Source organism: Kribbella sp. NPDC048915, from assembly GCF_040649595.1.
GTDB lineage: Bacteria > Actinomycetota > Actinomycetes > Propionibacteriales > Kribbellaceae > Kribbella.
In genome coordinates, this window is the sequence record NZ_JBEZFT010000006.1 from 38562 (window position 1) to 56865 (window position 18304).

Annotated in this window: 17 protein-coding genes; 9 read left to right on the top strand and 8 right to left on the bottom strand. The window is 69.1% G+C overall.

Going from position 1 to position 18304, the window contains the following annotated elements; translation table 11 throughout:
• Positions 1 to 80: 80 nt before the first annotated feature.
• Positions 81 to 596, top strand: a complete 516-nt coding sequence (locus AB0B82_RS05275; protein WP_360162731.1) for a GNAT family N-acetyltransferase — start codon at positions 81 to 83, stop codon at positions 594 to 596.
• Here AB0B82_RS05275 and AB0B82_RS05280 read toward each other — a convergent pair.
• The 5 genes from AB0B82_RS05280 to AB0B82_RS05300 form a co-directional block, all read right to left on the bottom strand.
• Complete coding sequence (locus AB0B82_RS05280; protein WP_360162733.1) at positions 550 to 1554, bottom strand: cation diffusion facilitator family transporter; 1005 nt, start codon at positions 1552 to 1554, stop codon at positions 550 to 552. The two genes, AB0B82_RS05275 and AB0B82_RS05280, sit on opposite strands and share 47 nt — an antisense overlap.
• Positions 1551 to 2084, bottom strand: a complete 534-nt coding sequence (locus AB0B82_RS05285; RefSeq protein ID WP_360162735.1) for a metalloregulator ArsR/SmtB family transcription factor — start codon at positions 2082 to 2084, stop codon at positions 1551 to 1553. Before AB0B82_RS05285 ends, AB0B82_RS05280 begins: the two co-directional genes overlap by 4 nt.
• Before the next feature lie 640 nt (positions 2085 to 2724).
• Positions 2725 to 4326 carry an ABC-F family ATP-binding cassette domain-containing protein gene (locus AB0B82_RS05290; RefSeq protein WP_360162737.1) on the bottom strand — a complete coding sequence of 534 codons (1602 nt, stop codon included), beginning with the start codon at positions 4324 to 4326 and terminating at the stop codon, positions 2725 to 2727.
• 157 nt (positions 4327 to 4483) lie between these two features.
• A complete protein-coding gene (locus AB0B82_RS05295) occupies positions 4484 to 5854 on the bottom strand; it encodes a HAMP domain-containing sensor histidine kinase (protein ID WP_360163128.1) in 1371 nt (456 codons plus the stop codon).
• A gap of 38 nt (positions 5855 to 5892) precedes the next feature.
• Positions 5893 to 6576 (bottom strand): response regulator transcription factor, encoded by a 684-nt coding sequence (locus AB0B82_RS05300; protein WP_360162739.1) that lies wholly within the window; start codon positions 6574 to 6576, stop codon positions 5893 to 5895.
• A 168-nt stretch (positions 6577 to 6744) separates the two neighbouring features.
• Here AB0B82_RS05300 and AB0B82_RS05305 point away from each other — a divergent pair, with 168 nt between their 5' ends.
• From AB0B82_RS05305 to AB0B82_RS05330, 6 genes are all read left to right on the top strand, one after another.
• The gene (locus AB0B82_RS05305) at positions 6745 to 8544 is read left to right on the top strand and encodes an ABC transporter substrate-binding protein (protein WP_360162746.1); all 1800 of its coding nucleotides are present in this window, start codon (positions 6745 to 6747) and stop codon (positions 8542 to 8544) included.
• Positions 8545 to 8550: 6 nt separating this feature from the next.
• On the top strand, positions 8551 to 9537 hold the full coding sequence (locus tag AB0B82_RS05310) for an ABC transporter ATP-binding protein (protein WP_360162749.1): 987 nt from the start codon (positions 8551 to 8553) through the stop codon (positions 9535 to 9537).
• On the top strand, positions 9534 to 10547 hold the full coding sequence (locus AB0B82_RS05315; RefSeq protein ID WP_360162752.1) for an oligopeptide/dipeptide ABC transporter ATP-binding protein: 1014 nt from the start codon (positions 9534 to 9536) through the stop codon (positions 10545 to 10547). The genes AB0B82_RS05310 and AB0B82_RS05315 overlap by 4 nt, the downstream gene beginning before the upstream one ends.
• Before the next feature lie 76 nt (positions 10548 to 10623).
• Positions 10624 to 11550, top strand: coding sequence for an ABC transporter permease (locus AB0B82_RS05320; protein WP_360162755.1), 927 nt, complete (start codon positions 10624 to 10626; stop codon positions 11548 to 11550).
• Positions 11551 to 11552: 2 nt separating this feature from the next.
• Positions 11553 to 12512 (top strand): ABC transporter permease, encoded by a 960-nt coding sequence (locus tag AB0B82_RS05325; RefSeq protein ID WP_360162758.1) that lies wholly within the window; start codon positions 11553 to 11555, stop codon positions 12510 to 12512.
• 15 nt (positions 12513 to 12527) lie between these two features.
• Positions 12528 to 13520 (top strand): 2-dehydropantoate 2-reductase, encoded by a 993-nt coding sequence (locus tag AB0B82_RS05330; RefSeq protein ID WP_360162761.1) that lies wholly within the window; start codon positions 12528 to 12530, stop codon positions 13518 to 13520.
• Here the strand turns inward: AB0B82_RS05330 and AB0B82_RS05335 are convergent.
• On the bottom strand, positions 13485 to 14453 hold the full coding sequence (locus AB0B82_RS05335; protein ID WP_360162764.1) for a GNAT family N-acetyltransferase: 969 nt from the start codon (positions 14451 to 14453) through the stop codon (positions 13485 to 13487). The genes AB0B82_RS05330 and AB0B82_RS05335 overlap by 36 nt on opposite strands.
• Before the next feature lie 80 nt (positions 14454 to 14533).
• On the opposite strand from AB0B82_RS05335, the gene AB0B82_RS05340 reads away from it, so the two are divergent.
• Positions 14534 to 15403: an NAD(P)/FAD-dependent oxidoreductase gene (locus AB0B82_RS05340; RefSeq protein ID WP_360162767.1), complete on the top strand. Its 870-nt coding sequence runs from the start codon at positions 14534 to 14536 to the stop codon at positions 15401 to 15403.
• On the opposite strand, the gene idi is transcribed toward AB0B82_RS05340, so the two are convergent.
• Entirely contained in the window at positions 15380 to 15943 is a 564-nt protein-coding gene (gene idi, locus AB0B82_RS05345; RefSeq protein ID WP_360162770.1) for an isopentenyl-diphosphate Delta-isomerase, read from the bottom strand. The genes AB0B82_RS05340 and idi overlap by 24 nt on opposite strands.
• A 225-nt stretch (positions 15944 to 16168) precedes the next feature.
• Between idi and tyrS the strand changes: the two genes are divergently transcribed.
• On the top strand, positions 16169 to 17353 hold the full coding sequence (tyrS, locus tag AB0B82_RS05350; RefSeq protein ID WP_360162773.1) for a tyrosine--tRNA ligase: 1185 nt from the start codon (positions 16169 to 16171) through the stop codon (positions 17351 to 17353).
• A gap of 418 nt (positions 17354 to 17771) precedes the next feature.
• Here the strand turns inward: tyrS and AB0B82_RS05355 are convergent, their stop codons facing one another.
• Positions 17772 to 18293: an isochorismatase family protein gene (locus tag AB0B82_RS05355; protein WP_360162776.1), complete on the bottom strand. Its 522-nt coding sequence runs from the start codon at positions 18291 to 18293 to the stop codon at positions 17772 to 17774.
• Between the last annotated feature and the right edge of the window lie 11 nt (positions 18294 to 18304).

Consider the following 18304-nt stretch of genomic DNA (forward strand, 5'->3'; position numbering starts at 1 on the left):
TACACCCCTCAGTAGAGACAGCCGGCCGGATTTCGACATCCTCCGTTCGGCAATCGCCAAACTACTCTTGGCTCGTGCAGATGACGATTCGCCGGGCGGGGCGGGACGACGTACCGGCGGTACTGGCGCTCCTCGACGGCGCGACCGAGTGGCTGGTGGAGCGCGGACGAACTGGTCAGTGGGGGACGAGGCCGCACTCGACGAGTCCGCACCGCGTCGAGCAGGTCACGGGGTTCGCCACGGACGGCGGCCTCTGGGTGGGCGAATCCGCACGGCAGGAGATCGTCGGCGCGATCGCGGTCGGTGAAGCCCTGGAGTACGTTTCGCCGCCGACCGAGCCCGAGCTGTACATCCGGCTGCTCGTCACCGACCGCGCGTCCGCCGGGCAGAACCTCGGCGGGGCGCTGCTCGACCACGCCCGCGAGCTGGCGCGGGCGGCCGACGTCCGCGTGCTGCGGGTGGACTGTTTCGCAGGTGGCGACCAAGCGCTGGTCGGGTACTACGAGCGGCAGGGATTCACGCGGGACGTCGCATTCGCCGTACCGCGGGTCAATGAGGTGGATTGGCTGGGTCAGGTGCTGATCCAGCGCCTGTGATCGCGCGATGCGCCGTCGTGTGCACCGGACCGTGCGCATCGGTGCAGTGATCCGGCCTCTGACCCGCGACGGCGTGGTCGACCTGCAGGGTGGAGTGCGTCAACTGGTGGCGCGCGGCAAGCACCTCCTCGATCTGCACCCGGATCTGGTGGCAGTCGAGGCCCTCGGCGACCATGACGTGCGCGGACGCGGCCGGTTCACCGGAGGTGATCTCCCAGACGTGCAGGTCGTGGACCTCGACCACGCCCGGTACGGCGCACAGCTCCGCGCCCAGTGCCTGCGGGTCGATCGCGATCGGCGCCGCCTCGAGGAAGATCCGGCCGGAGTCGCGGACGAGGGAGATGCCGGCTTTCAGCATCAGTACGGCGACCACGAACGCGGCGATCGCGTCCGCCCGGGCGAACCCGGTCAGCAGGACGACGAGACCGGCGACCGCGGTCGCGATGAACGCGAACAGATCGTTCAGAATGTGCTGGAACGCCCCTTCGACGTTCAGGCTGGCGCGGTTCGCCTTGCTGATCAGCCAGGTGGCGGCGAGATTCACCACGATGCCGACGACGCCGGTGATCAGCACCAGCGCGCCCTTCACCTCGGGCGGGTCGATCATCCGGTGGACGGCCTCGTACACGAAGTAGACCGCGAGCAGCAGCAACGTGATGCCGTTCGCCTGCGCGGACAGGATCTCGACGCGCTTGAACCCGTACGTGAACCCGCCGGCCGGTGGTTTCGCGGCCAGCCGGATCGCGAGCAGGGCGAGCGCGATCGCGATCGCGTCGGTGAGCATGTGCGCCGCGTCGGTGATCAGCGCCAGCGAACCGGCCGCGACGCCGACGATCACCTCGGCGACCATGAAGCCGAGGATCAGCGCAAGCGCGCCGCCGAGGAGCTTTCGGTCCGCTGAGACGCCGGCCGCCTGGCTGTGACCGTGGCCGTGCCCGTGGCCGCGGCCCGCGCTCACGAGGCCGACCTGCCCGGATCAGCGGACCGCTCGGCGCGACCGCGCGCGTTGGACAGGTCGTTCCTCTCGGGGTAGCTGCTTCGTTCCGGGTTTCGTTCCGGGCTTCGTTCCGGGTTTGGCTCCGGGCTTCGTTCCGGGTTCCGCTCCGGGTGGATGGCGTCGGTGTGCTCGGTGTGGGCGACGGCGAGGTCCAGCAGCATCCGCACGTGGGCGTCGTCGAGGCGGTAGAACGCGTTCCGTCCGTCCCGCCGTACGGCGACCACGCGATGCGCCCGCAGCAGCCGCAGCGCGTGCGAGGTCGCGGACTCGCTCAGCCCGGTGATCGCGGCGAGATCGCAGACACACAACTCCCCGTCGAGCAGCGCGACCAGCAGCTTCAGCCGGCGCGGATCCCCGAGCAGGCTGAACACGTCGGCCGTGTCGACGATGTCGCCCTCACCCGGCATCCTGGCGTAAACACTGGCCACCCGCTCCGGATCCACCAGCCGCACATTGCACGAGTCGAGCTGCACATCTGCAGAACTCTTCATATATTCACGGTAGACCACCGTCCCCACCCCCGGCAACAACACCCGCGGCGGGGGTGGGGCGTGTGTCAGGTCGACAGGACGTCTCCCGTGCCAGAGGCCACGGCTGAGCGTGAACCGGACACCGAACACACTCGCCTCACACCACACGAACTGTCGAGCGTGCACACCTTCGGGCCCGTGCAGCAATCATCTAGGAGGTTTCCGCGCATCGGCACGGCCCCCGTGGCAGGTCGTACAGGACGACACGCGCAGGCCGACGAGATGGGTCAACCCCACGAGTTGGGGGTTCTCTGCTGCTGTACGAGCAGAGAACCCCGACACGTGTGCATATCCGGGCTCGTACGCCGTGCCGCGGTCGAAGGAGTTCTTGGACTTCCGCCGCAGGGTGGGTTCACCCACGGTGTTGTGGGTTCCACACCCTTCACACGGGTCAGGAACCCACAACACGATGGGTGAACCCACCGTGCGGGAACGCGTGCGGTCATACAGCGCGGTCCAGCCCGCGCGCCGACTCTCGATCATCCAGACCCACCCACGAATCGGTCACAGGAGCCGCGTATCCCCTGGCGTGGGAACAACGGCGGTCGCCGCCGATGGCGGGCTCGGCCACCCAGACGTCGGTGACAGCAGCCGATTGTGGTCAGGCCAGCGACACCAAGTCGAGGTAGTCGTCGGACCACAGGTCCTCGGTCGCATCGGGCAGGATCAGGACGCGGTCCGGGCGGAGGGCCTCGATGGCGCCTTCGTCGTGGGTGACCATGACGATCGCGCCGGGGTAGCTGCCGACCGCGCCCAGTACCTCGTCGCGGGAGGCCGGGTCGAGGTTGTTGGTCGGCTCGTCGAGCAGCAGCACGTTCGCGCTCGAGTGGACCAGTCCGGCCAGTGCCAGCCGGGTCTTCTCCCCGCCGGACAGCACGCCGGCCGGCTTGTCCACGTCGTCGCCGCTGAACAGGAACGACCCGAGCACGTTTCGCACCTCGCCGTCGGTCAGCCCGGGAGCCACCGACGCCAGGTTCTGCCGGACGGTGCCGGCCAGGTCGAGCGTGTCGTGCTCCTGGGCGAAGTACCCGAGCCGCAGACCGTGCCCCGGTACGACGCGACCGGCGTCGGGCTGCTCGCGGCCCGCGAGGATCCGCAGCAGCGTGGTCTTGCCCGCACCGTTCAGCCCGAGGATGACCACGCGACTCCCCCGGTCCACGGCCAGGTCCACACCGTCCAGCACTTGCAACGCGCCGTACGACTTCTTCAGACCGACCGCGGACAACGGCGTACGACCCGATGGTGCCGGGGCCGGGAGGCGGATCTTCGCGACCCGCGAGGCCCGCCGTACCGGCTCGAGACCGTCGAGCAGCTTGTCCGCGCGACGTGCCATGTTGCGCGCCGCAACGGCCATGTTGGCGCCGGCTTGCATCTTCGCCGCCTGCGCGTGCAGGACCGCGGCCTTGCGTTCGGCGACCGCGCGCTCGCGCTGCCGGCGCCGCTCGTCCACCTCGAGCTGTTCGAGGTACTTCGCCCAGCCGGTGTTGTGGATGTCGACGGTCAGCCGCTGCGGGTCCAGGTGGAACACCCGGTTGACCGTTGCCCTCAGCAACTCGCGGTCGTGGCTGATCACGATCAGCCCGCCCGGGTACGACAGCAGGAACTGCCGCAGCCACTGCACCGAGTCCGCGTCGAGGTGGTTGGTCGGCTCGTCGAGCAGCAGGACGTCGTGCTGCGCGAACAGGATCCGGGCCAGCTCGACGCGCCGACGCTGCCCGCCGGACACCTCGCCGATCGGCTGCTCGAGGGCACGGTTGGGCAGACCGACGCCGGCCGCCAGCTGCGCGGCTTCGGCCTCGGCGGCATACCCGCCACCGGCCTGGAACAGGGCATCGGCGCGAGCGTACGCCGCCATCGCCTTGTCCTGCTCCACTTCGGTACGGGCGGAGCTCATCGCCGCCTCGGCCGCGCGGAGATCGCGGACCGCGGCGTCCAGGCCGCGCGCGGACAGGATCCGCGCGGTGACGGTGGTCGCGGGATCGGCCGCCCGCGGGTCCTGCGGCAGGTAGCCGACCGAACCCGTGACAGCGATCTGCCCGGTGGCGGGCCGGGTCTCCCCGGCCAGGGTCCGCATCAGCGTGGTCTTGCCCGCGCCGTTGCGGCCGACGAGCCCGACGCGGTCGCCCGCGCCGACAGTGAACGAGATGTCGGCCAGCAGCAGCTGGGCACCGACACGAATGTCTACACCGCGAACGGTGATCATGATGGTTACTCTCCGTGATAGCTCGTGGGCACACCTCACCTGCGAAAGCGGGTGTGCCAGCTAGACACAGAGGCAAGTAGCCATGGATCCAAAGTAGCCGGACCGGCAACAGCCGTCAGCTCATTTTCGAGCCGGCCGGACCGGCGGAGCGGTCAGCTCACTTCGCCGGCAGCTCGACGACGAAGCGCGCGCCGCCGCCCGGCCGGTCGGTCACCTGGACCGTGCCGTGGTGCCACTGGACATGCCGGGAGACGATCGCGAGGCCCAGCCCGACGCCGCGCCCACGCCCCGAGTTCTCGCCGCGGCCGAACCGCTCGAAGATCCGGGTCCGGTCCTCGGGCGCGATCCCCGGACCCGCGTCGTCGACCGTGATCACGACTCCGAGGCCGCCGGCCGCGACGCCGACGCCCTTGCAGCCGCCCGCGTGGTCCTCGGCGTTCTCGACCAGGTTCGCGATGACGCGCTCGAGCCGGCGCTTGTCGGCCTGCAGCGTGAGCCCTTCGGCCTCGGGCTCGACGACTGTCACGTCGCGGCCGGCGGTCGCGTTCGCCGCGGCCCGGACCAGATCGGCGATCCGGACGATCTCCCGGCTGCCCCGATCACCGCCGTCGTCGCGAGAGATCTCGAGCAGGTCGATGACCAGCCGGCGGAAGCGGTCGAGGTCGTCGCCGAGCAGCTCGACCGGCTCGCGGACCGCCGCCGGCAGCTCGGCGCGGTGGTTCTGGATCAGCTGCATCGAGTTCAGCATCGTCATCAGCGGCGTCCGGAGCTCGTGGCTCACGTCGCCCGCGAATCGAGCGTCGGCGGCCACCCGCCGCTCCAGATCCGCCGCGGTCTGGTTGAAGGACCGGGCGAGTCCGCCGAGATCCTTGTCGTCCTCCGCCTCCAGCCGCGCGTCGAGTTTGCCGCGGGCAACCTGGTCCGCGACCCGGGTCAGCTCGGCCAGCGGCCGCAGCGCGAGCGTGCTCGCCAGCCGCCCGACCGCGAGCCCGGCCAGCGCCGTCGCGATCGCCGCCGCGATCAGCGTCAGCCGGATCCGCTGCAGCGTCGCGTCCAGGCCGGCGAGCGGATGCCACTCGAAGAACGCGTCACCCTGCAACCCGACCGGTACGCCGACCGCGAGCACCGGCTGATCGCCGACCTGGATCCGGCGCTCGACCGTCGTACCCGCGGTCGCGTCCCGGATCAGATCGGCGGGCAGGTCCGACGGTTTCCCGGTCAGCGAGTACCAGCGGCCCTGCAGGTACAGCATCGACGCCGCCGCGTCGGTCGACGGCAAGCCGTTCAGGACTTCCATCACCGAGATGCCCTTCTGGAGCGTCGGGGCCTCGCATTCCACCCGTTCGCGAATCGGTGGGCACGGCTTGGGCGGACCGAACAGCCCGTACCGCAAGGCGGCCGCGTTGTCCGCGGTGACCGTCACGGCCGCGGTCGTGCGCTGCTTGACGAGATAGTCCGAGACGACGCTCCAGGTGACCAGGGCCAGCACCGTCGACAGGCCGAGCGCCAGCAGTCCGTAGGCCAGCATCACCCGGCCCCGGAGGCTGAACCGTTGCCCCAGCAACGTCAGCTCACCAGTCGGTAGCCCAGGCCGCGGGCGGTGACGACATGCTTCGGGCTGGCCGGGTCGCGCTCGACCTTCAGCCGCAGTCGCCGAATGTGCACGTCCACGATCCGGCTGTCACCGAAGTACCCGTAGCCCCAGACCTTGGACAGCAACTGCTCGCGGCTGAGCACCTTGCCCTCGGCACCGGCCAGCTCGGCGAGCAGCTTGAACTCGGTGCGGGTCAGCGGCAGCACCTCGCCGTCGCGGGTCACCTCCGCCGCCGGTACGTCGATGCGCAGGTCACCGACCTCGAGCAGCTCGGACTGCCGCGCGTCGGCCGGCTCGACCCGCCGCAGCAGTGCGCGGATCCGGGCCGACAACTCCTTGGCCACCAGCGGTTTCGTCACGTAGTCGTCGGCGCCTGCCTCGAGTCCGGCGACCACGTCGTGACTGTCGGTGCGCGCGGTGACCATGATCACCGGGACGTCGCTGGCGCGCCGGATCTCCCGGCACACCGTGAACCCGTCGCGGTCCGGCAGCATCAGATCCAGCAGCACCACGTCCGGCTTCTCCCGGCGCAGGGCGGCCAAGGCGTCGTACCCGTTGGCCGCTTCCGCGACCTGGTACCCCTCGTCCTCCAGGGCGAGCCGCAGTACCCGACGGATCCGGGGCTCGTCGTCGACCAGGAGCAAGCTGTGTGCCACGCCCTCCAGTGTCCCCTACCGGGGAAGCACCCCGAGGTTACGTCCGTCATGAATCTGTCATGTTCCCCGCGTGCGGCCAATGACGTGATCGTGACGCTTCGATGACCTGGCCCGGACCGCCGCCCCGGCCGACCTACGTTCGGCGCTATCGAGTCCGGAGGAGGACCAATGGCCAGAACACGGCTGGCGGCAGCATCTCTTGCCGCCGTGGCGAGTCTCGTCGCGCTCGCCGCCTGCAGCAGCGGCGGCGGTACCACGACCGGGACCGGCGCCGATTCCGCCGGCACCCCGGTCGCCGGCGGCACCCTGAACATGCTCGGCGCGGGTGACGTCGACTACATGGATCCCAACATCAGCTACTACTCCGTCGGGTACACCAACCTGCGGATGTGGAGCCGGCAACTGTTCACCTACCCGGCGGACCCGAACGGCAAGAACACCACGCCGGTCGCGGATCTCGCCACCGAGATTCCGACTCAGGCGAACGGCGGCATCAGCGCCGACGGCAAGACCTACACGATCAAGATCCGGCCCGGCGCGCAGTGGAACACCTCACCGGCCCGCCCGGTGACCGCGGCGGACATGGTGCTGGGCGTGAAGCGCACCGCCAACCCGGTGCAGCCGTTCGGCGGCATCCCGGACTTCGCCGATCTGATCGTCGGTTACCAGGCGTTCGCGGACGGTTTCGCCAAGGCGCCGAAGACGGTCGCCGGAATCAAGGCGTACATCGAGAAGACGCCGCTGCCGGGTGTCGAGGCCAAGGACGCGAACACCGTCGTCTTCCACCTCACCCACCCCGCGACGTACTTCGTCGACATGCTGACGCTGACGGCCTTCTCGCCGGCGCCCGTCGAGTCGCTGAACTACCTCCCAGGCAGCACCGAGCTCGGCAACCACTTCCCGTCCGACGGCCCGTACAAGGTCGACTCATGGGTGCCGACGAAGTCGATCACGTACTCCCGCAACCCCGCGTGGAAGGCCGACTCCGACCCGGTGCGCAAGGCGTACGTCGACAAGATCGTGGTGAACGAGACGGTCACCCAGGACTCGGTCCAGCAGCAGCTGGAGACCGGTACGCCGACCGCGGACATGGAGTGGGACGTCGCACCGCCGCCGTCGCAGCTGCCCGCGCTGCAGGCCAAGAAGGACCCGAACCTGAACATCGGCGACACGTCCAGCTCGAACCCGTACGTCGTGTACAACACCGCGTCGCCGAACAACAACAAGGCGATGGCGAACCCGAAGGTCCGGCAGGCGATCAGCTACGCGATCAACCGTGACCACATCCTGCAGGTGAACGGCGGCAAGACGCTGAGCCCACCGCTGACCCACGTGCTGCCCGACGTCATCCTCGGTTCGAAGCAGTTCGACCCCTACCCGTACAACCCGGACAAGGCCAAGCAGCTGCTCGCCGAGGCCGGTTTCCCGAACCTCAAGCTGAAGTTCCTCTACCGCAACGCGACCGAGGGCAGCAGCAAGACGTTCCAGACGGTCCAGCAGGACCTGTCCAAGGCCGGGATCACGGTCGAGGGTGTGCCCTCGCCGAACGCGGACTTCTACGTGAAGTACCTGCAGGTGCCGGATGTCGCGAAGCGCGGCGTGTGGGACCTGTCGCTGGCCGGCTGGGGCGCCGACTGGTACGGCAACGCGGCGCTGTCGTTCTTCAACCCGCTGTTCTCGGGCGAGGCGTCGTTCCCGCCGGTCGGCAGCAACTTCGGGCTCTACAACGACCCCGAGACCAACAGCCTGATCAAGCAGGCGGTCAGCGCCACCACCGACCAGCAGGCCGCCGACCTGTGGGCCAAGGCCGACGCCCGGGTGATGGACCAGGCGGCGTTCTACCCGATCACCAACCCCAAGCAGGCGAATTACCACGCCGCCCAGGTGCACAACGCCGTGTACGTGCCGTCCATGCAGAACTTCGACCCGACCAACGTCTGGATCTCCAAGGACAAGCAAGGCGGCTGACATTCCATGGCACTGCTTGAAGTGAGGGACCTCCGGGTCTCCTTCGACACCCCGGACGGCACCGTCCGTGCCGTCCGGGGGGTGTCGTTCGACGTCGAGGCCGGCCAGACGCTCGCGGTGGTGGGCGAGTCCGGCTCCGGCAAGAGCGTTTCCACCCAGACCATCACCGGCCTCACGCGGGGCGCGACGGTGTCGGGTACGGCGTACTTCGACGGCACCGATCTGATCAGCGCGGACCAGGCAACGCTGCGCCGGCTGCGCGGCGCGGAGATCGGGATGATCTTCCAGGACCCGTTGTCGAGCCTGCACCCGCAGTACCGGATCGGCTGGCAGATCGTCGAGATGATTCGCGCGCACGACCAGAACATCAGCAAGCAGGCGGCCCGGAAACGGGCCGCCGACCTGCTCAGCCTGGTCGGCATCCCGCGCGCGGCGGAGCGGATCGACGACTACCCGCACCAGTTCTCCGGCGGCATGCGGCAGCGGGTGATGATCGCGATGGCGATGGCCCTCGATCCCGCGCTGCTGATCGCGGACGAGCCGACCACCGCACTCGACGTGACCGTACAGGCCCAGGTGCTGAACGTGATGCGCCGGTTGCAGGAGGAGTTCGGAACGGCGATCATCCTGATCACCCACGACCTCGGCGTGGTGGCCGAGATGGCCGACGACGTGGTCGTGATGTACGCCGGCACGGTGATGGAACGCGCACCGCGCCGGGACATCTTCTACCGCAACCACCACCCGTACACCCAAGGGCTGCTCGCCTCACTGCCGGCCCGCAGCGGGGAGCGGCTGACGCCGATCCCGGGCTCGCCGCCGAGCCTGATCAGCCTGCCGAAGGGCTGCCCGTTCGCGGCTCGTTGCCCGCACGTGTTCGACAAGTGCGTGGAGGCGCCGCCGCTGACCGACGTGGGCGGCGACGCGCGGCACCAGTCCGCGTGCTGGCTCCCCCACAACGTCGAGACCGTGAACGAGGCGGTGGCTTCATGAACGAGGTACTTCTGCAGGTCGAGAACGTCCGCAAGGAGTTCCCGACGCACTCCAAGGAGATCGTCCAGGCGGTCGCGGGCGTCACGCTCGACGTCCGCAAGGGCGAGACGCTCGGGCTGGTCGGTGAGACCGGCTGCGGCAAGTCCACCCTGGCCCGTTGCATGGCCCGCCTGTACGACGTGACGTCGGGGTCGGTTCAGTTCGAGGGCCGGGACATCACCAACCTGTCGCGCAAGCAGATGCGTCCGCTGCGCCGCGACGTCCAGGTGATCTTCCAGGACCCGTACGGCTCGCTGAACCCGCGCCGCCGGGTCGGGTCGATCATCGGCGACCCGTTCGCCGTGCACAACATCGCCTCCGGCGCCGAGCGGAAGAAGAAGGTCCAGGAGCTGATGGAGCTGGTCGGGCTGAACCCCGAGCACTACAACCGGTTCCCAGCCGAGTTCTCCGGTGGCCAGCGGCAACGGATCGGGGTCGCCCGGGCGCTCGCCCTACGGCCGAAGCTGGTGATCTGTGACGAGCCGGTGTCGGCACTCGACGTGTCGATCCAGGCGCAGATCATCAACTTGCTGGCGGACCTGCAGAAGGAGTTCGACCTCACCTACGTGTTCATCTCGCACGATCTGTCCGTGGTCCGGCACGTGAGCGACCGGATCGCGGTGATGTACCTGGGCAAGATCATCGAGCAGGCGCCGACCCACGAGCTGTTCGAGCAAACCCGGCACCCGTACACGCGGGCGCTGCTGTCGGCGCTCCCGGTGGCGGACCCGGACACCGCCGACAGCCGCGAGCAAATCATCCTCGGCGGCGACATCCCGTCGGCGACGAACCCGCCGGCCGGCTGCCGGTTCCACACCCGCTGCCCGAAGGCCAAGCTCGACTGCGCGGCCGAGGAGCCGCTGCTGGAGCCGGTGCTGACCGATGGGCCCGACCACCGGACCGCCTGCTTCTACCCGCTGACCGTCGGCGAGGACCTCTCCACCGCCGTACCCGACTTGAAGGCATCATGAGCGAGCGAAGCGAGTTCATCAGCAGGCACAGCCCGTTTTGTGCCTCGTCGGCGCCCGGAGCGAAGCGAGGACGTCGATGAGTACCGCAATAGAAGCGCTCGATGTGACCGACGAGCCGCAGGCGATCGAGGGGCGGAGCCCGTTCTCGCTCGCGGTACGGCGGTTGCGCCGGGACAAGGTGGCGATGATCTCGCTGGCCGTGATCGTGCTGATCGTCTTGATCGCGATCTTCGCGCCGGTGTTCGCCGCCGTCACAGGCCATCCGCCGAACGAGCAGTACCGCGATATCGGCCTGACTCCGGACGGCCTGCCCCGCGGCCCGAACAGCACGTTCTGGCTGGGCACCGACGACCTCGGCCGCGACATCCTGGTCCGGATCGCCTACGGCGCCCGCATCTCGTTGCTGGTGGGCGTGATCGCCACCGCGATCACGGTCGCGATCGGCGTCGTCCTCGGACTCGCGGCGGGGTTCCTCGGGGGGATCACCGACACGATCCTGGCGCGGCTGATCGACGTCGTCCTGTCCGTCCCGTTCCTGCTGGTCGCAATCGCGCTGGTGTCGGTGACCGGGCCGAGTCTGACCGTGACGGTGCTGGTGATCGGCTGCTTCAGCTGGGCGTCCGTGGCCCGGATCGTCCGCGGGCAGGTGCTGTCGCTGCGCGAACGCGAGTTCGTCGAGGCGGCCCGGTCGCTCGGGTCCGGCGACGCGCGGATCATGTTCGTCGACATCCTGCCGAACGTCCTCGCGCCGGTGATCGTCTACACCACGCTGCTGATTCCGGTGGTGATCGTGACCCAGGCGACGTTGGCCTTCCTCGGCCTCGGGCTGCCGCCGCCCACCGCGGACTGGGGCGGGATGATCAACGAGTCGCAGAACTACTACACCACCGCCTGGTGGTTCATCCTCTTCCCCGGTCTGGCCCTGCTGATCACGACGCTCGCCTTCAACCTGTTCGGTGACGGGGTCCGCGACGCCTTCGACCCCCGCGCAGATCGGACCTGACCATGCTGAAGTTCCTGATCCGCCGGATCGGCCACGGGATCCTGGTCTTGTGGCTGATCAGCGTGGCGGTGTTCGCGCTGTTCTTCGTTGCTCCGAGCAACGTCGCACAGACGCTCGCCGGCCGGCAGGCGACACCGGAGACGATCGCGCTGATCCAGCACCGGCTCGGCCTCGACCTGCCGGTTTGGAAGCAGTACCTGAACTTCCTCGGCAACGCGCTGCGGGGCGATCTCGGGTTCGACTACTACCACCAGGTGCCGGTCACGCAGATCATCGCCCAGGCGCTGCCGGTCACGCTCTCGCTGGCTCTCGGCGCGTCCATCCTGTGGCTGGCGCTCGGCGTCTTCAACGGCGTGATCTCGGCGACGCATCCGCGGTCGCTCGCGGATCGCGGGCTGACGTTGTTCTCGTTGTTCTTCTACTCCTTCCCGTCCTTCCTGCTCGGCCTGCTGCTGTTGTACTTCCTGTACTTCCGGCTCACGCTCAGCGGGTTCGCCTGGTTCCCGGCCGGCGGTTACGCGCCGCTGGCCGCGGGCGCCGGACCGTGGTTCCAGCACCTGCTGCTGCCCTGGATCGCACTCGCCTTGTTGCTGGCGGCAACGTACACCCGGCTGACCCGGGGCTCGATGCTGGACGTGCTCGGCGAGGACTACATCCGGACCGCGCGGTCGAAGGGGATCCGGGAGCGCCGGGTGATCGTCCGGCACGGTCTGCGCAGCGCGCTGACGCCGGTCGTCACCCAGTTCGGGATCGACCTCGGGCAGCTGATCGGCGGGGTGGTGGTGATCGAGACCGTGTTCAGCCTGCCGGGTCTGGGGAAGACCGCGATCACCGCGATCAACCAGCAGGACCTGCCGGTGATCATCGGCATCGTGCTGTTCGCCTCGGCAGCCGTCGTGATCGCGAACCTGCTGGTCGACATCGCGTACGCCGTCCTCGACCCACGGGTCCGGCTGCACTAGCTATCCTGCGATGTCATGGACATCGCGGTGTACGGCGCGGGCGGGATCGGGTGTTACCTGGGCGGTCGATTGGCGGCCACCGGTACGCCGGTGACGTTCATCGGCCGCCCGCGAATGAAGGCCGAGCTCGCCGAGCACGGACTGCGGCTGACCGACTACCTCGGCGCGGACCTCCGCGTCGAGGACGTCAGGTACGAGACGACGCCGGCAGCCGCGGCCGGCGCGGACCTGGTGCTCGTCACGGTGAAGTCGGCCGCCACCGATGGGGCCGCCGACGAACTGGCAGGGGTCTTGAAGCCCGGTGCGGTCGTGGTCAGCTTTCAGAACGGTGTCCGCAACGGTGAAGTGCTGCGGGCGCGGCTGACCTCGCAGGTGGTGGTCACGGGCATGGTCCCGTTCAACGTGCTGAACCGTGGCGGTGGCGTGTTCCACCAGGGCACCGCGGGCGCGCTCGACGTACAGCGGGATGCGGCGCTGACGCCGTACCTGGATGCTTTCGAGCGGGCCGGGCTGCCGCTGACGCAGCACGACGACATCCTCGCGGTGCAGTGGGCGAAGCTCCTGCTCAACCTGAACAACCCGATCAACGCGCTGTCGAACCTGCCGTTGCGCGACGAGCTCTCGCAGCGCGCGTACCGCCGCTGCCTGGCGTTGGCGCAGGCCGAGGGCCTCGCGGTCCTCGACGCCGCCGGGATCCGGCCGGCGCAGTTGCTGGCCGTGCCGATGCATCGCTTCCCGACGGTGCTGCGGCTGCCGGATTTCCTGTTCCGCCGGCTGGCGAGCAAGGTCCTCGCGATCGACCCGCTCGCGCGCGCGTCGATGTGGGAGGACCTCGAAGTCGGCCGCCCGACCGAGATCGACTACCTGAACGGCGAGGTCGTCCGCCTGGCCGAGTCCGTTGGTCGTCCTGCCCCGGTCAACCGCAAGCTCGTCGAGCTGATCCGCCAGGCCGAGACGTCACGGCGGACCTGGTCAGGCGCCGACCTCCTCCGGGAACTGCAGCGGTAGCTCGGCCCGGACGTTGACGCTCACGGTCCGGTAGCTGAAGCCGAGGTGCTCGTTGAGCCGTCGCATGTTCGCGTTGCCCTCCTGCGTCCAGGTGTAGATCTCGGTGATGCCGTGCTCGGCCGCCCAGGCCATGCTCGATCGCTTGAGCGTCGACGCCACGCCCTTGCCGCGCCACTCGGGCCGGACCGCGGTGTAGGCGACCTCGGCGCGTTCGGGATGGTCGGTGTCGAGCAGCAGACCGGCGACACCGATGACCTCGTCACCTGTGACCTCGTGACCTGTGACCTCGTCGCCTTTGACCTCGGTACCTTTGACCTCGGTACCTTTGATTGCCAGGAACATCGCGGCCGGGTCGTTGATCCACTCGGTCGCCCACTCCTCCGCCGTCACGTCGAGCGTCGCGGTGGTGTCCAGCTCCGGCAGGGTCGGTACGGCGACCTGCTCGTACGCCGCAGCCCACAACTCGGGGCGCTCCGCGACCTGGATCACGTCGTACCCGGTCGGCTCGGGCGGCCACGGTTCGTCGGCGATCCGCCGTACCTGCTCGACCTGGCGAAGGTACTCACGGAAACCGAACCGCTTCGCGAACTCCAACGAGCCTTCGTCGTCGATGCTGCAGCCGGCGATCGTGAACCCGAGGTCTGCCGCGTGCCGGGTGAGCTCGCGGAGCAGCGCGGTCCCGATGCCGCGCCGGCGCGCCTCCGGGCGGACCCTGGCGACGACCGCCGCTCGGTCCGGCTCGTTCGAGCGGTCGGAACCACCGTGGGCGACGACGACACCGTCCTCCTCGGCGATGAGCAGCAGCCGAGCTGCCGTCTTCGACTGCTGCAGTTCGGCGACGCTCGGCGCGCGTTCGTACGGCAGGGCGGCGAGGCGCACCTGCCGCCAGGACTCGTAGTCGGCGGCCGTCTCGACCGGCCGGATCTCGATCACCCGGACATTAGGCCGTCCGCGATCTGGGCCGGGCCATCCATTTTCGGGATATGAGACGCAAGTTCTCATATTATGAGCCGATGGATGTTGCGGTGGTCGGTGGAAGTGTGGCGGGACTGCAGGCTGCGTTGACGTTGGGCCGCGCCCGGCGGCGGGTGGTGCTGTACGACGACGGTCGGGCGCGGAACCGGGCGGCTGAGCATGTGCACAACTACTTGGGTGCTGAGGGGCTCGCGCCTTCGGAGCTGCTGGAGGTCGGGTGGCGGCAGGTGGCGCAGTACGGCGTGGAGCTGCGGACTCGGCGGGTCGACGAGGTGACCGCAGACGACGACGGCTTCGTGGTCGACGGAGAGCGCGTGCGGATTGTGGTGCTGGCGACCGGGCTGTGGGACGAGCTGCCGGAGGTGCCTGGTGTCGCGGACGGTTGGGGACGGTCGGTCGTGGCGTGTCCGCATTGCCACGGATGGGAGGTGCGCGACGAGCCGCTGGTTCAGCTCGGGATGCGGGGCTTGCCGGAGCGCTCGGTGGCGCGGGCGCTGCTACTGAGCCGGTGGAGCTCCGACGTCGTGCTGCTGACCGACGGCGATGAGCTCACAGAGGCACAGTCGCATCGGCTGGCGCTGGCCGGCGTGAAGGTGCGCACCGAGCGCGTTGTCGCGGTGGGCGCAGCAGTGCAGCTCGCGAACGGTGAGGAACTGGCGACCCGGCAGGTCTTCGTGACCGTACGCGAGCATCAGCAGAGCGACCTCGCGGAGCAGCTCGGCTGCCAACTCGCGGACGGTGCAGTCGTCACGGACAACGCGGGCCGCACCACAGTGCCTGGCGTGTACGCAGTCGGTACCGCGGCGGCGCCGGCTCTGCTCGCGATCGGTGCGGCCGGGCAGGCGAGCACGACGGCGGTCGCCGTACACAACGATCTGCTGGAACTAGACCTGGGCAGCAGCTGGTAGGCGGGATGCATCGGCGGTCGGCCACTCGTTGGGCGAGCCGACGAGTTGGTCGAGCTGCAGGAGGCACCAGGGTGAAAGGTCCGGGACGGTGCGGACGTCGTCCCAGGCGACCCAGCGGAGGTCGGCGACCTCGGACGGGTTCGGCGTGGGCGCGCCGGTCCACCACACGCGGTACACCGGGCAGAGTTCGTTCTCGACGACGCCGGTCGGCATCTCGGCGCGATACCGGAACTCCGGGAGCACCAGGTCCACATCGCCGGGTCCGGCGGTGATGCCGAGTTCGTCCTCGAGCCGGCGCCGTACCGCGTGGTCCGGCGCCTCGCCCGGGAGTGGGTGCCCACAGCAACTGTTGGTCCAGACTCCCGGCCAGGTCGGCTTTCCGAACGCGCGCTGGGTCAGCAGCACCCGCCCGGCCGCGTCGACCACGTAGCTGGAGAACGCCAGGTGCAGCGGCGTCGCGGCATGATGGACCGTCGCCTTCGCCTCGGTCCCGACCGCACGTCCGCTCTCGTCCACCAGCACAACCCGCTCGTCCGTCACCCCTCGAGCCTAAACGGATTCTCCGCAGCCGCCGATGCCTGTTAGCCTCGGAGTGTGACCAAGCACTGCGTGACCTATCGACCGGCTCTGGGAGGAGCCGGCCTTCGGTAGTCCGCGCAGCCACTCCACCCAGAGCCTCAGAGGCAGGAACCGTTCGGTTCCTGCCTCTTCCGTGTGTTTCCGGAGGCACTGGTCCGTGGGTGCCTCCTGGTCGAGAGGAACCCCATGAATGCTGTGATCGATCGCCTACGCCGTACCACCGACCTCGTCGTCGGCGAGGACGATCTACGTGCCCGGCTGGAGTCCGGGCGGCCGCTGCGGATCAAGTACGGCGTCGACTGCACCGCGCCCGACCTGCACCTCGGGCACGCGGTCAACCTGTGGATGATGCGGCAACTGCAGGACCTCGGGCACCGGGTCGTCTTCCTGCTCGGAGACCTCACCACCCGCGTCGGCGACCCGACCGGACGCTCCGAGACCCGGCCGGTGCTCACGCCGTCGCAGATCGACGCGAACGCCGCATCGCTGTTCGAGCAGGTGTCGCTGATCCTGCGGACCGATCCGGAGGTGTTCGAGGTACGGCGCAATTCCGAGTGGTACGACGCGATGCCGGTCGCGGAGCTCCTCGGACTGTTCGCGCACGTCACGCAGGCTCAGCTGATGGGCCGTGACATGTTCCGCGAACGGGTCGCGGCCGGTCGCGAGATCGCCGTTCACGAGCTGGTGTACCCGGTGTTGCAGGGGTACGACAGCTTCGCGATGCAGAGCGATCTGACCATCGTCGGATCCGACCAGCTGTTCAACGAACAGCTCGGCCGACACCTCCAGCAACGGCTCGGCGCGCCGCCGCAGGTCGTCATCACCACGACGATCACCCCTGGAATCGACGGGCGGGCGAAGCAGTCGAAGTCGCTGCACAACTACATCGCGCTGACCGACAGTCCGCGGGACAAGTTCGGCAAAGTGATGAGCATTCCGGACACGCTGATCGAACCGTACGCCCGCGTCTACACCGAACTGCCCCTCGACACGGTCGTCGCACTCGGCGACGCCACCGGCCCGGCCGCGCGCGACGCCAAGCTCCGGCTGGCGGCCGCGATCGTCACGCGGTACCACGGCGCCGGCGTCGCCCGAGCTGAGCTGAAAGCCTTTCGTCACACGTTTTCCGAGCGTTCCGGGCCGTCCGAGATGCCGGTCGTGATCGTCCCGTCGACGGTGACCACGGCGCTCGACCTGCTCCGGATGGTTCGTCCTGCCGACAGCAACTCCGAACTCCGCCGTCTCGTCCGCCAAGGTGCGGTGACAGTCGACGGCGTCCGCATCGACGACCCTGGCGAACCCGTTGCCCTGTCGCCCGGCGCTGTGGTGAAGTCGGGACCCCGCACCTGGCACCGCATCGAGCGAGAGTAGGCCCGTGGAAACCAAGACGGTCGAAGCCCTGGTCAGCGTCGGCACCCGCTACGTCGGGCGGGCGCCGACGTTCCAGGTCGAACCGGGGTGGTGGTCCGAGGTCGAGGCGATCACGCGACATCTCGACGCCTTGCTCGGCGTACGGGCCGTCGTCCTGCGCCTCGTCCACGCCGACGACGCCGAAGTTGGGCATGCACAGCCCGCCCCGGCCCCGGAGGCAAGCGGCCAGTTGGCGGGTGGTGCGACATCACGCGGGGGTTTGAGACAGGAAATAACGGGTCCCCACCCACCACAACCTGTCCACGCCCCCACAACTGTCCCGGACACACCAGGCCAGCCGCTCTCCGCGGTCAGCCCCTCAGCCGTCAGGCCCAGGCCCAGGCATCAGGCGTCAGCCGTCAGGCCCAGGCATCAGGCGTCAGGTCAGTGCTTCGAGGTACTCCGCTGACGTACACACCGCACCCACCCGAGGAAACACGTACGAAACGGCGAACTCATGCGCGTCGCCGTCCAGCCCGGTCATAGCGTCGGCGAGGAAGACGGTTTCGTACCCGAGGTCCGACGCCGCGCGCCCCGTCGATTCGACCCCGAAGTTCGTCGCGATGCCGGCGAGGACGACGTTCGCGATGCCACGGGACTGCAACTCGGCGTCCAGCGGCGACCGGCCGAACGCGCCGATCGACCGCTTCACAATCTCCAGGTCGCCTCCCTGCGGCGCCGCGGAAGGTGCGAACCCACTCCCCTCCGGCTGCACCTCCACCCCCGGCCGTTCCACCCGTACGTTGACCACCACCCCACCGGCGGCCCGCGTCGCCGCGGCCAACTCGGCGCAGCGCGCGAGCACAGCCGGTCCGTTCAGCGGCGTGGTGTCGAGAGCAACGATCCGCGGCATCAGATCGATCAGTATCAGCGCCGTACGGCGAGGTTCCAGGCGATTCACGACGCGAGCTT

Bases quoted from the DNA above. Each gene is read 5' to 3' on its own strand.
- AB0B82_RS05275 (WP_360162731.1), top strand. From the start codon at position 81: ATGACGATTCGCCGGGCGGGGCGGGACGACGTACCGGCGGTACTGGCG.
- AB0B82_RS05285 (WP_360162735.1), bottom strand. From the start codon at position 2,084: ATGAAGAGTTCTGCAGATGTGCAGCTCGACTCGTGCAATGTGCGGCTG.
- AB0B82_RS05290 (WP_360162737.1), bottom strand. From the start codon at position 4,326: ATGATCACCGTTCGCGGTGTAGACATTCGTGTCGGTGCCCAGCTGCTG.
- AB0B82_RS05295 (WP_360163128.1), bottom strand. From the start codon at position 5,854: ATGCTGGCCTACGGACTGCTGGCGCTCGGCCTGTCGACGGTGCTGGCC.
- AB0B82_RS05305 (WP_360162746.1), top strand. From the start codon at position 6,745: ATGGCCAGAACACGGCTGGCGGCAGCATCTCTTGCCGCCGTGGCGAGT.
- AB0B82_RS05310 (WP_360162749.1), top strand. From the start codon at position 8,551: ATGGCACTGCTTGAAGTGAGGGACCTCCGGGTCTCCTTCGACACCCCG.
- AB0B82_RS05315 (WP_360162752.1), top strand. From the start codon at position 9,534: ATGAACGAGGTACTTCTGCAGGTCGAGAACGTCCGCAAGGAGTTCCCG.
- AB0B82_RS05320 (WP_360162755.1), top strand. From the start codon at position 10,624: ATGAGTACCGCAATAGAAGCGCTCGATGTGACCGACGAGCCGCAGGCG.
- AB0B82_RS05325 (WP_360162758.1), top strand. From the start codon at position 11,553: ATGCTGAAGTTCCTGATCCGCCGGATCGGCCACGGGATCCTGGTCTTG.
- AB0B82_RS05330 (WP_360162761.1), top strand. From the start codon at position 12,528: ATGGACATCGCGGTGTACGGCGCGGGCGGGATCGGGTGTTACCTGGGC.
- AB0B82_RS05340 (WP_360162767.1), top strand. From the start codon at position 14,534: ATGGATGTTGCGGTGGTCGGTGGAAGTGTGGCGGGACTGCAGGCTGCG.
- tyrS (WP_360162773.1), top strand. From the start codon at position 16,169: ATGAATGCTGTGATCGATCGCCTACGCCGTACCACCGACCTCGTCGTC.